Origin of the sequence: Arthrobacter sp. YD2 (genome assembly GCF_030410475.1) — a bacterium.
Classification (GTDB): Bacteria; Actinomycetota; Actinomycetes; order Actinomycetales; family Micrococcaceae; genus Arthrobacter_B; species Arthrobacter_B zhangbolii.
On record NZ_JAUHHB010000003.1, the window covers coordinates 556,176 to 571,805 of the forward strand.

Here is a 15,630-nt window from a genome sequence, read left to right on the forward strand (position 1 = left end):
ATAATCCCCGTCCCGAAGGAGCCAGCCATGCCTCGTCCTGTCACCCTGTTTACCGGCCAGTGGGCCGACCTGCCGCTGGAGGAAGTGGCCCGCCTTGCCTCGGAGTGGGGCTACGACGGCCTGGAGATCGCCTGTTGGGGCGATCATTTGGACCCGTGGCGGTGGGATGACGAAGAGTACGTACAGAGCCGCCGCGACATCCTGGAGAAGTACCACCTGAAGGTCTATGCCATCTCCAACCACCTCAAGGGCCAGGCAGTCTGCGATGACCCGATTGACCAGCGGCACCGGGACATCCTGCCGGACCAGGTCTGGGGCGACGGGGAGCCCGAAGGTGTCCGGCAGCGGGCCGCCGAGGAAATGAAGCACACCGCCCGGCTCGCCGCCGCCCTGGGGGTGAAGACCGTGGTGGGCTTCACCGGTTCCTCGATCTGGAAATACGTGGCCATGTTCCCGCCGGTCTCCGCCGAAGCGATCGACGCCGGCTACCGGGACTTCGCCGACCGCTGGAACCCCATCCTGGACGTGTTTGACGAGGTAGGCGTCCGGTTTGCGCACGAGGTGCATCCCAGCGAAATTGCCTATGACTACTGGACTACGCAGCGGGCCATGGAAGCCATCGGGCACCGGCCGGCCTTCGGCCTGAACTGGGACCCCAGCCACTTTGTCTGGCAGGACCTGGATCCGGTCAGCTTCCTCTGGGACTTTGCCGACCGGATTTACCACGTGGACTGCAAGGACACGAAGAAGCGCATGTCCAACGGGCGCAACGGCCGGCTGGGCTCGCACCTGGCCTGGGCGGACCCGCGGCGCGGCTGGGACTTCGTTTCCACCGGGCATGGAGACGTGCCGTGGGAGGATGCCTTCCGGATGCTCAACAGCATCGGCTACGAGGGGCCCATCTCCGTGGAATGGGAGGACGCCGGGATGGACCGGCTGGTGGGTGCCCCGGAGGCGCTGGCCTTTGTGAAGTCGCTGGCGATGGATCCGCCGGACGCTGCCTTTGATGCGGCCTTCAGCTCGCGGTAGTTACGGCCGGAAAACAGCGAAGCCAGCGGACGGTATCCGCTGGCTTCTGTTGTCATCACGCACTGTCCCCCCACAGGCAGCGGATGATCCGGACTCGGGGGCGCCGAGGCACCTGATCCGATCCGCAACAAACGCCGTACGGGGCACGCCCCGCTGATTCACTCCCGATCAAGGACCGAGCCACCAACCGGAAACCAGCGGAACTCCTGCGGCGGAGAGATTCGGCGGTGACCCCCCAGTCACGGTGCACGAACATCCCCGGACCAGGATTGCCCCGTCCAGCGTTTATCGAGTTATCAAACACGTCTCACACATGTGTGAAACATGTTTGTGAGCGTACCACTGCCCTTTACGGGGCGTCAAAGTTTTTCTCGCGGCTGTAACTATTCGCTGGGGCCGATTCCGCTGATCCGCGCCTGATCCCCGCCGGGAAAGGAAGGCCTAGTCGCTCTCGTCCAGAATCTTCGCAATGGCCTTCAATGCCTCCGGGTCCACCGGGCCCAGGGCACGGGCAGCGAAGTTGCGCACCTCGGCCCGGCGCATGCTGCGCAGCAGTTCCAGCTCGGCCTCCACCCGTTCGGGCAGGTTGCCGTCCTCCAGCAGCAGGTAGTCCGGGTCCACATCGAAAACGGCGGCAATGGCCCGCAGCGCTTCGTCCGGGACCACCTGCTCCTTGCCGGATTTCAGCAGCGACCAGCGGGTGCGGGAGAGGTAGTAGCCGGCCTTCTGCGCCCCGTCCCGGATAGCCGGGTAGTCAAAGGGCTTGCCGGACTCGGACATGATGACGTCCAGCAGAAGGTTGATCTTCCGGGCCAGCGTTTCGGCTCGCCGAAGGCCCGCAGTGCGCTCCGGGGGAAGATCAAAATCGTTCATGCGTCAGCTCCAAGTCATCACTGCAAGGAAGCAGCAGAAGGTTGCCAGCCCCAGGGCGGCGCCGGACAGCGCCTCCCGCAGGCTGTGTTCGCCGAGGGACACCCGGCTGAGGATCATCAACGGCGATAATATCAACAGCCACGCCCAGCCCGCCCCGTAGGTCGCCATCATCCAGAGCACGCCGAAGGTCAGCACGGACACATGCGCCGAGACATTGAGCCAGCGCCGGAAAAACACCAGCCCCAGGTTGCCGAGCAGCAGCCCGGTCACCGTTTGCGGCACCGGCGAAGCCACGGGCAGCAGGTAGCAGACCACGGCGCCGGCCAGCATCAGCGCAGCCACTATCGCGGCCCGCCACCGGTCCGAGATCCCGCGCCGCCGGAACCATCCCTTGGTGCCCTTGTAGATCGCCCCGGGCACCACCACTATGCCCACCAGCAGCAGGAGCACGCCCGGCAGCCGCAGCCCGGCCTCGATGCCGGCTGTGATGATGAGGACCGCCAGCACCAGGGCCGGCGGCAGGATTTTGGAGTACCAGCTAGCCGCCGGAGAGCGCTGCGCGGCGGGCCGGTGTTCCAGTGTCTTCAATTCTTCTGCCTATCTGATCAACAATGCGGGTCTCCTCCGGCGAGAGCAGCCCGGGTTCCAGGACCCGGATATCGCCGATGAGGATGAACCAGCGGTAGAGCTGGGTCTTGGAGGTGCGGGCGGCGAGGGACACGTTGGCTGCTTCCAGCGCCCGGGTGCCTTCGCAGGTCGTCATCAGGCGACGCACGATGGGCCGCAGGGCGTCCAGGTCCTCGGCACGACGACGGCGGGCGGCGGCGGCGTTTTTCATCCGGGCGTAGGACGGCACCGCGAACCCGACGGCGAAGCCGAGCATGGTCAGTGCCATGAGGACCCGGTAGCCGATGTAGAGGCCGAAGGGCGCCTGCACGCCGAAGAACTCCATCCCGATCAGCACCATCTTCACCGCCACGGCGCCCACGCCGGCGAGGCAGCCGGCACTGAGGATGCGCACGCCGATGCCGAATTCCCGGGATTCCCCGGCCTTGTCCCGGCGCAGGCACTCGATGCCGGTGTAGCCGAGCACCACGCCTATCCAGGCGAAGAAGCTGGCCTGGTAGGGGGCGATCGTGGGGATGGACGCGAAGGCGTCGGTGAAGTTGGTGGCGGAGCCCGGGGTCTCGGACACCAGCAGCAGGGTCGTCTGGATCACCGCGAGGACAATACCCAGGCCGACCAGTACCCTGACGTGCCGCCCGCCGTCGTCGTCCGTCCTGCCGGTGGCCTTGAGCAGCAGCCGGCACAGTTCGGTCATGCCGGCGCCCATGATCAGGTGCACGATCAGGTTGAGCAGGTTCCGCTCCCCCAGCAGGGAATCAACGTAGAGGTATACCTGGTCAATGTTCAGGGTTGCGCCGGTGGCGACGGCGGCGATGCCGGGCAGGATGCCGGGCTTCCAGCCGAAGCGCAGGCCGATCAGCCGGATGACCACGAGCGTCCAGAGCGCAGCGGCCGGCAGCATCTGCAGGGTGATCACAGGAACGTCCGTTCAAAGCTGCTGGGGCTCTCGGGTTCCTTGGGCAGCAGGGCCAGGGAGAGCAGGTAGGCCACCTGTTCGGCGGCGCGTTCGGTCTCGTTCCAGGTCAGGGACCGGGCGAGCATCCGGCGGATGCCCTTGCGGCTGCCGATGTGCTGGAACAGGGAGGGCATGGTGGTTTCCACGCCGCCGCAGCCCTGGTGGCGCAGCAGGATGTGGCCGAATTCGTGGCACGCCGCGTGCGTGCGGTGCAGTTTATTGTCGCCGGAGGGCAGCAGGATGATGGATTTTTTGTCCTTTTCGATCCAAAGCCCGGTCACGGAGGGAATGACGGCGGAGTCAATGTCCCGCAGTTCAATGGGTTTGCCGTGTGTCTTGGTGACGGCTGCGAGCAGGTCATCAAAGGTGACGTACTCGCCCAGGTTCAGGGCGTCGACTACTGCTTTTGAGGTGGCCCGTTCCCCGGCGGACTTCCCGAAACGCATTGTCATTCTTTCCCCATCGTTGTTTTCCACACTTTTCGTGCTGCGTTGGTGTGAAGAGACTGTCCTGACTTTATCGCAATCCGGGGATGCTTCGGCGAGGCTTAGGGCAGCAGCAGGGCGAGGGTGAAGGCCAGACAGCCGGCGAGGTGTCCGGCGAGGACCTGGCTGGGCGTGTGGTCGCCGAGCTTCACGCGGGACCATCCCGTGGCGGAGGCCAGCAGCAGGGCCAGTGCCGCGCCGACTGTGGGGATGGGCGCGATCAGGGCCAGCCCGACGTAGGCGGCGACGGCGGAATGCACCGACAGCTTCCACACCAGGTTCGCTGCCAGACACAGCATCATGCCGATGAACACGCCGCCGATTTCGCCGAACAGGGCCGCCGGGGCGTCCAGCAGCACCAGGAGCAGGGCGCCGATGCCCATGGAAACCGCGGAGGCGGCCAGGATCGGTGCCCGCTGGGTCCGCACGCCCACGTGATGGTCGGTCACTCGGCCGCGCCGCTTCAGCACCAGGATTGCGGCGAAGGGCAGCCCCACCGTGAACAGTGCCGCCGTGATGCCCTGCAGCCAGGTCACGTCCTGGCTGAGCAGTGGCTGCAGTAGCAGGAGGATTCCCACAAGAACGGTTGGTGCGGTGACCTCGGTAACGATGCGCGCCAGGCGGGTGGAGGCGGTGGTGGGGCGCGGTGCGCTGGATGTGGCGGGCTGCAGGGTTTCGGGCATCCGTCGATTGTACTGGGAGGCACAATTGTGCCGGGAGCAGGCCGGCGGCCGGGCCGCGGCCCCGGAGGAAGGTCCTGCCGCGGCAGGACCCGGTGACATGGGCATGCTAGATTGCTGGTCCCATCAGCGATTTGCAGGAGCGGCACATCGGCGCCCGGCTACGCGCTGCCCTGGCACTATTTGATTGACCTATTTGAGAGCCGCTGCCGGGGTTTCTTCGGGCAGCTGCTCAAACCCGACGGCGTAGACATCGATTCCCTGTTTACTGTTTCGCATGTTGCGGATGTGCCGAACCATGATGCTGGCCAGCAGGAGCAGCCCCATGTAGCCGGCAACCGGGTAGAGGAAGTTGACGAGTTCCGCGAACGGCACCTGTGCCAGCAGCACCGCAATCACAGTCGCAATGAGTGCCAAGACCTTTGCCCGCTTGCTCTTGTCATTGGTCTCGATCCGGTTCACCACGGCCCAGAGCAGCGGAACGGCGGTGGTGTAGATGCCCGCGAAGAGGATTACTGAGTAGATGTTGCCGGCGCCGGAGAAGACCTGGTCTGCCATCCACAGCATCGGGATCTGCTTGTCATAGACATCACCAATGTTTGCCAGCAGCCCGAACGCCACCACCGCAACGGCTACCACGAGCGTGATGGCTCCGGCCAGACCGGCAGTGACGGCTTCCCTGTCATTGCGGACCTTCCTGCCCAGACTGGCCAGGAACGGGACGAGCATAAGGATTCCCAGTGCCGGGAAGTTGAATCCCGAAATTGCCCAGTGCGGTGCCGCCTCCAGTACATCGATAGTGGGGAGGGTTTCCGCTGAATCCGCGATGCCCTGCGGGGTCCGGACGATGCCTATGACTCCAACAATGAGGCACAGGGCAACGATGAAAGGGCCGAGTTTGGACAGAATGGCCACCAGGCCGTCCAGCCCCAGCATCACTGTCACGAGTACTGCGACCGCCATGGCAATGATTCCCACCTGACCGTTCCAACCGAACTGCTCATTCAAGGTTGCCCCGGCCCCGGAGAGCATCACGGCAAACAGGCAAAAGAAGAACAATGGCGCGAAAACACCGAAGAATTTACCAAGGTACCTGCCGCAGTAATACTCAAAGATTTTGTTGCCCGACTGTAACCGAAGGTTGCGTCCATCGCGGAGGACTACGGCGGCCACGTAGCAATAGAGAATAAACGTAATGACCAGCGCACCGGTTGCTCCGGCTGCACCGAAGGACGCGAAGTACTGCAATCCCTCCTGGCCTGTGGCGAAGCCGGACCCGATCAGGTAGGCGACAATCGCACCCATGATGGTGATGACCGTACCTATACGAATTGTTTTCGATGTTGTCTGAGTCATCGGGCCACTTTATGTCAGTGCGGACGTGCCAACGAACGAATTCCAAAATTCTGCATCCCAAATGTGATCCTTTTGCTTCTCGCGCATTGTTCTGATATTCGGGATGGTCAATGTTGCGAATCTATATCAATTGAGATTCACCATTCATTACCTTGATTTGCGGTGCATCCGCAGCGCGCGGATGGGCTCTAGCTCCAAGGGGAGCTGATCCGGGGTGCCAATCAAGCTCTCCCTCCTCCGCCCTGAGAACGTGCCAGGAACCCTAGGCGGAAAGCCGGACAGTAGGGTGGATCGGCACATGACCTTTAGTCACCGGCACATGCCACTCCGTCTCCATCCCGGTCCAAGCCATCTTGCCAGCCGTAGTCCCCTCTCCGAATGGGCGCGGCTCCGGCCTCTTGGACTGCGGTGCAATTCTGGTAGGTGAAAGTATCCACCGGCGGCTGACCTTGTTGTTGCTGTTGACGGGCGCGCTCCTCTGCTTGGCGCTGAGCCTCCTCAGCAGCCGCAGCCTCCTCCGCCTGACGCTGAGCCTCCTCAGCAGCCGCAGCCTCCTCCGCCTGACGCTGAGCCTCCTCAGCAGCCGCAGCCTCCTCCGCCTGACGCTGAGCATCTGCCTGTTTCCGTGCCTCCACCAGCTTTGCCGAGGACTCTTTATCCATCCAGATGAGTTTTCCGCCGTCGTCCGGTGTGCAGACGTACTCAACGTCCCCCTGCAACCTCGTATCGGCTTCCTCCGTGCATTCTTTGTTGGCTAGCCGTTCCTCTGTCGGAGACGGTGAAACGGACGGAGACGTCTGGCTGGCGCTAGGTGATTGATCATTGCCTGCTTGTCTCGACGCGTCCGGAGGAACGGAAATTGCGGCAACCACGAAGCCGACGATAAGAAGGCCTCCGCCAACTGCAAGTAGCTGGCGGCGCCTCTTGCCATTCGAAACGCGGGCCCACGTTTGGCGCTTAAAGATCAACGCGTAGCCGGCGGTAAGGAGCACCGCTAGCCCGGTAAAAATGAGCCAAACTGCCACGCCAGCCGTGCCGGTGAGGGCGAATGCAACTAAAAAAACTGCTGCAATTGCCACAACAATCCAGGTCGACCGGGGTCGTTTGGAACGGGCAGATGAAGGATCGGGTTGCGGGAAGTCTGGTTCGTGGCTCATGATCTACCTCATTCCGGACTGGCCCGGCGGCCTGCCTCCACAGGACGGGCTCGGATGAAGCATCATCGCCGGAGTCTTATGGAAGTCGCCCTGACTGCCCCTCCTCGAAGGGTGTCCTTGCCGTCTAAGGAATGGGGGCTCAGCGTCCCCAGCAGATGCCCTTACCCAACAAGGTAGGCCGCCCCAAGCGATCAAGGGAAGGGCCGATCGCTTCCTGCAGGAACGCACCTCCGGCTCGCTTTGCGGCTGCTGGGTGCCAGATGCGTGCCACTCGGATTAGCCTGCCACCTAGGACGAGGGCGTCACAGCCAGTTCTGCCAACCGCCGGACGCCTTTCAGCACCTCGTCCGGGTGTTTGGACAGGTCCAGCGGAAACTCATGGACGGTGAAATCGGTGTTCACAATCGACACGGAACGGTGTTTCCCAGCACCGGCGAACACCAGCCAGGCAGTGGGGGCGTTCAGGGCCGTGCAGTACGCCAGCATCTGGTAGTGATCCGCGTTGGCGTAATTGCCGGTATGCGAAGCGACCTTGTACTTGGCGTCAAACACTACCGACGGGACGTCCGCTGATTGGTACACGGCGTCGATTTTCATACTGATGCGGTGCCTGCTGCCTGCGTCCAGAGCGTCCAGCCCTGCTGGAAGCTGCCCGGCAATACTGCCCGCAAGACCGAGCTCCGCGACAGCTTCGGCAAGAGCCACTTCAACGAAGTCCTCAAAAACTTTGGCCATGTTTACCTTGAAGGACGCGACGCGGATTTGGCCGTCCTTCGTTTCAGCAGCCGAGTTCTCGAGAATGATTTCGGCCAACCGCAATGCAGGAACGTACCGCTGGTTCAGACGACTCTCCTGCCACCGCGGCAGTGGGACACCCGCACGAAGGAGCACAACGCCGTCGAGCGTGCGGTCCAGATGGGCGAGCCGCTGCCGCGCCGACGGGCTCACACGCTTGAGTCCCAGAAGCCGTCGGAGCGCCGCACGCAGGATGCGATTCTCGGCGATGTCCGCGGTGTGGTCGTCGTAGGTCACTTCCAGGGGCAGGAGCATGCCCGGCCGGCGGGAAATTTGGTCCGCCATCCGGATACGTCCCCGAACGGTTCGAAGCGCGTCGTCTACTGAAACGTAGCCGTGCAAAACGCCCCGGGCCAGCGCCTGCTCGCACTGGCGCGCGAAGGACTCTGCCAACGCCGACCACAAATCGGAAGTGCTTTTCCCCGCTACGTTTTCCGGGCGGAATCCGGGATTCCGTGCATATCCGAGCAGGAACAACAGCTGGCTGACGCCCACTTTGTCCTTCGGCTGGATATCCAGCAGGATGTCCCCAACCTCGGCTGCTCCCACGAAATCGGTGGGGGTCAGCAGCCATTCACCGTTGCCTATCGGCTGGGTCTGGACCAGACCAGTGCTCCCAAGGCCGGCGGCCTCTACCTCGGAGAGATCACCGACACGGTGATTCTTCTCCAATTCCCCTATTTGGATGTGCCTCACGGTTCGACCGGGGAGATCCTGTCGATCCTGCGCTCGATTGCTTCAAGCCCGAACTTGGCATGTATGTCCTGCCGGCTCATCGAGCCGTAGTAGTGCTCTTCAAGCAGCGGCAGCAGCTCATATTTCCAGATCTGCTTCAGCCCGGCGGGAGAAACGGAGTCGGGCTTCATGAAGTAGGAGGGACCGATCATCAGGTCCCGCTTTTCTGCGTCTATTTCGTTGTTGAGCGCGTTCAGGAGTTGGGCCGCTTTCTGGTCCCTGCCGTTTGCCGCCAGGAAGCGTTCCAGTACCCCCTTTGTCATCCCCTCTTGCGGGTGCAGTTCCACGAAAGCGAAACGACGTCGGATAGCTGCGTCCACGGTGGCGATGGACCGATCGGCGGTGTTCATGGTGCCGATGATGAACAGGTTGGGTGGCAGCACGAACTTCTCTTCGGAGTTGTACTGCAGATCGATGCTCTGGTCCCGGTATTCAAGGAGGAAGTACAACTCACCGAAGACCTTGGCGAGGTTGCCGCGGTTCATTTCATCGATGATGAGGAAGAACGGTTTGTCCCGCTCTGCCGCAGCAGCTCCGGCAATCCGACGCAGCGGGCCCGAGACCAAGGAGAAGGCCACCTGCCCGTCAGTACCCTTGACGGGGCGGTACCCCTCGAAGAAATCCTCGTAGGCGTAGGACGGGTGGAACTGCACAGTGGTCACGTGATTGGCGTGCTCCTCCCCCACCAGGTGCCGCGCCAGCTTGCCGGCAAGGAACGTTTTGCCGGTTCCGGGCGGGCCGTAGAAGACAATCTGGTTTCGGGACTGGAGCAGATCGATGATTTCCTGCAGGTCGTTCCTGCCCACAAAGAGTTTCTCCGCCAACTCGTCGCTGGCTTCCGGGAGCGCGGGGACGCCGAGAGTGGTGGGGACAGTAAATGAGGGGTCGACGTCGTCCGGATCTTCGTTCTCCAGCCAGGATCGCATCAGCGGCAGTGCCTCTGTCATATCGATTACTGTTCCCTGTTCCTCGAACAATCGCGGAAACGGTGCCGGTAGGCCCTCGGTGGCGATCTCGTTGGTCTGCCATGCCACGTCGCAGACCAGAGTGGCCGAGGAAGCGCCGTTGCGAACGTATTCCGGCGCACCGGTCACAACTCCTAGCTTCAGGCGCTGACCCACCACCGTGACCACTACATCATCGGGTTTCATCTGGGCCAGGAACAGGTGGTACGAACGTGCCCTCAACCGTCGTTCTGAATAGTCCAGGTGGCTATACCCGGCGTCCACAGCTCCCTGTAGCTCCGCCAAGGTGGCCTCGGGCTCCACCCCGTCCAGGTGCTGTGCTTCGACGGTGACGTTGCCTTCCTCGGTCCACTGCCCGGCCAAGGAGATCCCGGACTGCGACTGACGGACCAGCCAGGCGCGGGGTGCGCGCTCGGTTTTGGGACGCCATTGGCTGACATAGGGTTCCTCATACCATTCCACGCGGCTGCCCGTCCGGGCCTCCTGGGCCTTGCGAATCAGGTGCAGGTCCTTGGCCGTTGAGTATTCGTCGTCGCCCGAGGCGCCTTCGATTTCATGTGCGAAGGCATTGCGGATTCTCTTTCGGTGCTCCCAGCTGACGATGGGTTCAAAAAAGCCGGGCCAGCTCAAATATTCCATGGAGTACCTGATGGCGGGCAGGTTGCCAGGGATTGCTTCGGCAACGTCGTGGAAGCCCTGCGGGCTCGCCGCAGCGCGGGCCGCGGTTTCCTCGCTGCCTCGCAGACTGGCCACCAGCTCGGACAGCCAGCACAGATGGCGCCACTGCTGCTGGTTGAAGCCGGTGCCGCCGTGGAATGCCCCGGTGGCAAGCAGCCCGGCCTTGAGGACTTCAGGGATGGCCGGAGCATCGTCCAGCCACGACAATGCGGTTGAAACGCGCGCTATTTTGGTGTCCGGTCTGAGATTGATCAACGGCAAGCATTGGAGTGCGAGTAGCTCTGCGGTGAGAAGCACGACACCTCGGTCCGCCCCGGCGAGCTGTTTCTCGAGCTTTTGCATAAAGCTGCCCGCGCCGGCGTCGTAATCCTCGTAGACCCGTCGGTAGAGTTCCCGTGCGTTGGCTTCCGTCCACGAGACGACGGCTGGGTCGAACAGAGAGGGTTCGCCAGCCACACCGGGGGTCAGGATGGAGGCGGCTGCCTGTTCCAAAAGCGGGTAGGGACCTGAGCGCAGGTCCTCAGCGTCCTCGCCCAGCGGTTGCTCATGGTTTCGCCAGGCCAGGAACTTCCGCTTGCGGGCAGGGCTCCAAGCGTCGGGAGGCGAATAGTTGGTGACGAGCCAGACAAGGCCCTGCGCATCGAGCCGGTCGGCCAGGTCCAGGCCGGCAGCGGGAGCCGCTTTCCGTAGCGCATCCAGGCCTGCAAGGAAGGCTTCATAGCGCTCAGTGGCCGGGGCACGGTTGGAGGGGATTTCTGTGGCCCCGAGAAGTTTCAGGAAATTGGTGGCAGGCACGGCCCGGTACGGCGGGAATACTTCAGGGCTAACGCCCATCAGCAGGACAACGCCCAACGCCAGCACATTTCCGGGAGCGAGGCCGTCATTCAATCCTCGAATGCGGTCCACGAAGGAGGAGAGAGCGGCAGAAGTCGGATCTGTAACCCAGAGCTGGGTGATCGCTGACTGCAGATCATCCTTATGGTTTGCGGCGGTATTCCGCAGGTTGTCGAGGAACCGCCAATCCAGGAGGTTGCCGTTAGCGAGTGCCTCCAGAAGCGAGTCGAGCCATCCCAATTCCCCCGCAATCAGATCCTGGCGGACGGCCGCGAGCCGTCCGGCCAGATCGATCTTGTACGGGCGTTCCTCCTCTTTCCAAGGAATCTCTTCGGAAAGTTCTGCTGCCCATTTCAGGAAAGTGTCTACGTCTGCGTATTCGGCCACCCATGCAGCCTACCGGTGACCAGCTGCGCGAACGTGGATGTATGGGTCGAGTCAGCTGCTTCTAGCAGATATCCTTGGTAATCGTTTTGGGGAGAGGTAACGAACCACCGTTGGCTCATCGTTGTCCAGTTATCGGCCTCTCACCCTTTCGACCCGCTATTGCTCAGCTCGACACCGCCGAGCGACATCTCGAAAGATCACCTTGAAAAAGAATATTGTCATCACCGCCGCTCTTCTCGCCTCCGCCTTGACTCTCAGCGGTTGCGGCGGCTCTGAACCCGAACTGACCGGCGTACAGGTAGAGCCTGCGACGGGCGACACCACAACGGCCTCGGCAGTTCCGACCGCGACCAAGGCTCCTCGCAGTCCCCGTGGCGCCCTGATGAAGAAAGTCGGCGAACCCTCACGGATCCTCGTTAAAGAAGGCAGTGACGACTGGGCCGTCAATTTCACCGTCACAGATATTCAGCTTGATCCGCAGTGCACTTCTCCTCAGGCCGAACCGTCGGAGAACGGGCATCTCATTGCGATAAGCGTCGAAGCGGCCACCGCTCCCGAACCAATATTCTCGGAGGTCGTTGGAAGCCTCACCTTTAACGCTCATTCCTGGAAAGTCATCGCAGCCAACGGAACGACGGTCAACACCGTCGTCTCCAATGCCTCCAGCTATTGCCTGACCCCGGCCGAACACATTCCAGCAATGATCGGCGCCGCTGAAAAGGTTGTGGGCAAGGTGGTCCTTGACGTTCCGGACGCAACAGGGACATTGGTTTACAGCAATGGCGGCGGCACCGGTTGGGAATGGGAGTACGGGGCTAAATAACCTCTGTCCATCCTGCGGCGCCCAAAGCCCACTTACCGGGCGCCGGCGTCCGTCGTCGTCACTCGATCCCGTCCCGGATGATCGGGCAGTTCATTTCGTGCCCGCCCCGTGTCCGCGGCCGAGCTCGGCGCCGACAATCGTTGCGGCCATAGGTGAACACGACGTCGACGCTGGCGCAGGAGCGCTGGGCGTTCTCCGCCCTCATGGTGTGGCCAGCCCGCGAGTCCGCTGACTCAGAGCTCTATCCAGCCCCGGGCCAGGGCGAGCACGCATGCGACGGCTCCTGCCAACGTAATAAGGAAAAGAACCAGCTCCCCTCCCCGGAAGACGCGTTTGCCTTGTTCACGGCGCGCGATCACAAACAGGACGGTGGCGGGGGCGTAGAAGATCATCGAAAGCAGCACCAGGGACAGTCCGGCGGCGTAGACCAGGAACACCGAGTAAATGGTGGCGATGAGGGCAATGGCCAGGTCGCCCCGTCGAATGCGGCTCGGGGCTCCTTCATACGTTTCGCCGGTCCAGCCGAGCTTGAGGGCGTAGAGGGCCGCGAAAAGGAGGGAAAACAGCGTCAGGACCGCGGTCATGTCCAGGGCAAAGTTGAAGGCGTCCTCGGAGAAGTAGGTGATGACCATGACCAGCTGGCTGAGCAGGGTGCTCAGCAGCAGGGCGTTAACCGGAACGTCGTCATCGCTGACCCGGGACAGGAACCGCGGCATGTCCTTCTCCCGGGCGGCCACATACAGAACCTCCGCTGCCATCAGGCTCCAGGCCAGGTAAGCGCCCATCACCGAAATGATCAGGCCTGCGCTGACGAACACCAGCCCCCAGGTCCCCACTCCCGCTTCCAGGACACCCGCCATGGACGGTTGGCGCAGCTCGGCGAGCTGTTCCATCGGCAGGACGCCGTAGGAAACGATCGTGACCGAGGCAAAGATGGCAAAAACGCTCAGAAAGCCGAGGATGGTGGCTCGGCCAACGTCCTCCCGCCGTCGGGCATGGCGCGAATACACACTGGCACCTTCAACACCGAGGAACACGAACACCGTCACCAGCATCGTGTTGCTGACCTGCTCGAACAGCGGCCCCGTAGAGTCCGCCCCGGTCAGGTTTCCCGCGAAGACGGCGGGGTCGAACAGAAAGACGGCAAACAGCACAAAGACCAGGATGGGAACAACCTTGGCGATCGTGACTATCCGGTTAATGGCCGTGGCTTCCCTGATGCCGCGCCTGATCAGGAAGAAGAATCCCCACAGCCCGGCCGAGGACAGCACGACGGCGAGGAGCGTGTCCCCTGCGCCCAGCTGCGGAAACAGGGCTCCCAGCGTGGACATGGTGAGCACCCAGTAGGTGACGTTTCCAACACAGGCACTGGCCCAGTACCCCGCGGCGGAGAAGAACCCCACGTAATTTCCGAAGCCGGCCTTGGCGTAGGCGAAAACCCCTGCATCAAGCGCCGGTTTGCGCATGGACAGCCGCTGGAACACAAAAGCCAGCATCAGCATGCCGGACCCCGCAATCAGCCAGGCGACCAGCGCACCCCATACCCCGGCTTCCTCGGCGAAGCGCTGGGGCAGGGAAAATACCCCGGCCCCGACCATGGACCCGATCACTACCGTCGTGAGGGTCAGCAGGGAGAGTTTGGCCGCTGGGGCTTTGTCCCCCGAAGCAGGCGCATTAGACACGGTTCTTTCCAATCGGATGTGGCGGTCACTTAGGCAACACCGCTCAGATGGAGAAACCGACCGCTTCCTGCGGGGAACTCCTCCGTCAGCGGCTCACCACAATCCTCTCAGAGGGAGACGGCGGGCTCCGAATCGGCGGCCAGCACACCGGGACAGTTGCCGAAGGGGCCCTGGAGTGGAAAAACGTGTACCCGTCAAGTGCCAGCCGCCGCGGCCGGCACGCCGCCGTCGTGCGCCCGCCGCCACCGTCGTCCGGTCAGTCCAGCGGATCCCGGATGATCGGGCAGGTCATGCAGTGCCCGCCGCCGCGGCCGCGGCCCAGTTCGGCACCGACGATCGGGATAACCTCGACACCGGCGTTGCGCAGCGCCGCATTGGTCTGGGTGTTGCGATCATAGGTGAACACCACGCCCGGTTCCAGGGCGACGGCGTTGTTCGCGCTGTCCCACTGCTGGCGTTCGGTGGCGTGGTAGTCCCCGGCGGTCTCCACCAGGCGCAGCTTCTTGTAGCCCATGGATTCGGCGACGACGTCCGTGAAGCGGTGGTCCCGGTGGTCGCGGATTTCCAGGCCGGGAGCCTTGTCCGAGGGGTGGATGGTGAAGGGGTGGATGCCGTCCACGATGGCCGGGTGGATGGTGGCCAGGTCCCGGTCCGCGAAGGTGAACACCGTGTCCAGGTGCATCGCGGCGCGCAGCTTGGGCATGCCGGCGACGACGATCCGTTCCGCGGCTTCGTCCTGGAACAGGGCCTGCGCGAGCTGGGTGATGGCCTGCCGCGAGGTCCGCTCCCCCATGCCCAGCAGCACGGTGCCGTTGCCCACCGGCATGACGTCGCCGCCCTCCAGGTAGGCCTGACTCCAGTCCTTCTCCGCGTCGCCCCACCAGATCTTCGAGCCTACGTAGTCGGGGTGGAAGCGGTAGATGGCCTGCATCAGCAGGGTTTCGTCGTGCCGGGCCGGCCAGTACAGCGGGTTCAGGGTCAGCCCGGAGCCGATCCAGCAGGTGGTGTCCCGGGTGTAGAGGGTGTTGGGCAGCGGCGGCAGCAGGTATTCGGGCCGGCCGGTGGATTCGCGGACCAGGCCCACGTAGCCGCTGAGGTAGTCGACGGGGAGGTCCGACGTCGTGAGCCCGCCGATGAGGTAGCGGGCCAGCTCCGCGCCGGTGAGGGAATCCAGGAACGCCCGGGTGCCGGGGACCAGCCCGAGGCCGACCCGGTTGGCGATGATCTTGCGGTCCAGCAGCCAGGCCCGCGCTTCGGGGATGTCCATGGTGGCGCCGAGCAGGTCGTGCAGTTCGACAACGTCGACGCCGTGGTCGGTCATTTTGCTGACGAAGTCGGCGTGGTCGCGCTGGGCGTTCTCCACCCACATCACGTCATCGAAGAGCAGGTCTTCCCTGTTGGTGGGGGTGAGCCGTTCGTGGGCCAGGCCCGGGGCGCAGACCAGGACTTTGCGGAGCTTGCCGACCTCGGAGTGGACGCCGTAGGTGGAGGCGATGCCTTGTGGGGCGGCAGGGGCGGGGGAAGGCATGGGTGACTCCTTTATCAGCAGGCTTACCAGTATCCTTCCAG

At 63.2% G+C, this 15,630-nt stretch carries 13 protein-coding genes; 2 read left to right on the forward strand and 11 right to left on the reverse strand.

Going from position 1 to position 15,630, the window contains the following annotated elements; translation table 11 throughout:
- The first annotated feature begins 27 nt into the window (after window positions 1-27).
- A complete protein-coding gene (locus QWJ37_RS13590) occupies window positions 28-1,029 on the forward strand; it encodes a sugar phosphate isomerase/epimerase family protein (RefSeq protein ID WP_290245567.1) in 1,002 nt (333 codons plus the stop codon).
- 441 nt (window positions 1,030-1,470) lie between these two features.
- Here QWJ37_RS13590 and QWJ37_RS13595 read toward each other — a convergent pair whose 3' ends face one another.
- From QWJ37_RS13595 to QWJ37_RS13635, 9 genes are all read right to left on the reverse strand, one after another.
- A complete protein-coding gene (locus QWJ37_RS13595; RefSeq protein WP_227905372.1) occupies window positions 1,471-1,902 on the reverse strand; it encodes a hypothetical protein in 432 nt (143 codons plus the stop codon).
- Between the two features lie 3 nt (window positions 1,903-1,905).
- Window positions 1,906-2,490 carry a hypothetical protein gene (locus tag QWJ37_RS13600; RefSeq protein WP_290245568.1) on the reverse strand — a complete coding sequence of 195 codons (585 nt, stop codon included), beginning with the start codon at window positions 2,488-2,490 and terminating at the stop codon, window positions 1,906-1,908.
- Window positions 2,441-3,445: a hypothetical protein gene (locus QWJ37_RS13605; protein ID WP_290245569.1), complete on the reverse strand. Its 1,005-nt coding sequence runs from the start codon at window positions 3,443-3,445 to the stop codon at window positions 2,441-2,443. Before QWJ37_RS13605 ends, QWJ37_RS13600 begins: the two co-directional genes overlap by 50 nt.
- Complete coding sequence (locus tag QWJ37_RS13610; protein ID WP_290245570.1) at window positions 3,442-3,930, reverse strand: hypothetical protein; 489 nt, start codon at window positions 3,928-3,930, stop codon at window positions 3,442-3,444. The genes QWJ37_RS13605 and QWJ37_RS13610 overlap by 4 nt, the downstream gene beginning before the upstream one ends.
- 101 nt (window positions 3,931-4,031) lie before the next feature.
- The gene (locus QWJ37_RS13615) at window positions 4,032-4,652 is read right to left on the reverse strand and encodes a phosphatase PAP2 family protein (protein WP_290245571.1); all 621 of its coding nucleotides are present in this window, start codon (window positions 4,650-4,652) and stop codon (window positions 4,032-4,034) included.
- A 189-nt stretch (window positions 4,653-4,841) separates the two neighbouring features.
- The gene (locus tag QWJ37_RS13620; protein ID WP_290245572.1) at window positions 4,842-6,005 is read right to left on the reverse strand and encodes a hypothetical protein; all 1,164 of its coding nucleotides are present in this window, start codon (window positions 6,003-6,005) and stop codon (window positions 4,842-4,844) included.
- 305 nt (window positions 6,006-6,310) lie between these two features.
- On the reverse strand, window positions 6,311-7,162 hold the full coding sequence (locus QWJ37_RS13625; protein WP_290245573.1) for an excalibur calcium-binding domain-containing protein: 852 nt from the start codon (window positions 7,160-7,162) through the stop codon (window positions 6,311-6,313).
- Window positions 7,163-7,450: 288 nt separating this feature from the next.
- Complete coding sequence (locus QWJ37_RS13630; protein ID WP_290245574.1) at window positions 7,451-8,629, reverse strand: restriction endonuclease; 1,179 nt, start codon at window positions 8,627-8,629, stop codon at window positions 7,451-7,453.
- Window positions 8,630-8,649: 20 nt separating this feature from the next.
- Window positions 8,650-11,556 carry an AAA family ATPase gene (locus QWJ37_RS13635; RefSeq protein ID WP_290245575.1) on the reverse strand — a complete coding sequence of 969 codons (2,907 nt, stop codon included), beginning with the start codon at window positions 11,554-11,556 and terminating at the stop codon, window positions 8,650-8,652.
- Window positions 11,557-11,758: 202 nt separating this feature from the next.
- Between QWJ37_RS13635 and QWJ37_RS13640 the strand changes: the two genes are divergently transcribed.
- On the forward strand, window positions 11,759-12,379 hold the full coding sequence (locus QWJ37_RS13640; RefSeq protein ID WP_290245576.1) for a hypothetical protein: 621 nt from the start codon (window positions 11,759-11,761) through the stop codon (window positions 12,377-12,379).
- A gap of 233 nt (window positions 12,380-12,612) precedes the next feature.
- On the opposite strand, the gene QWJ37_RS13645 is transcribed toward QWJ37_RS13640, so the two are convergent.
- Window positions 12,613-14,061 (reverse strand): basic amino acid/polyamine antiporter, encoded by a 1,449-nt coding sequence (locus QWJ37_RS13645; RefSeq protein WP_290245577.1) that lies wholly within the window; start codon window positions 14,059-14,061, stop codon window positions 12,613-12,615.
- Window positions 14,062-14,317: 256 nt separating this feature from the next.
- Window positions 14,318-15,589 carry an arginine deiminase gene (locus tag QWJ37_RS13650; RefSeq protein WP_290245578.1) on the reverse strand — a complete coding sequence of 424 codons (1,272 nt, stop codon included), beginning with the start codon at window positions 15,587-15,589 and terminating at the stop codon, window positions 14,318-14,320.
- Between the last annotated feature and the right edge of the window lie 41 nt (window positions 15,590-15,630).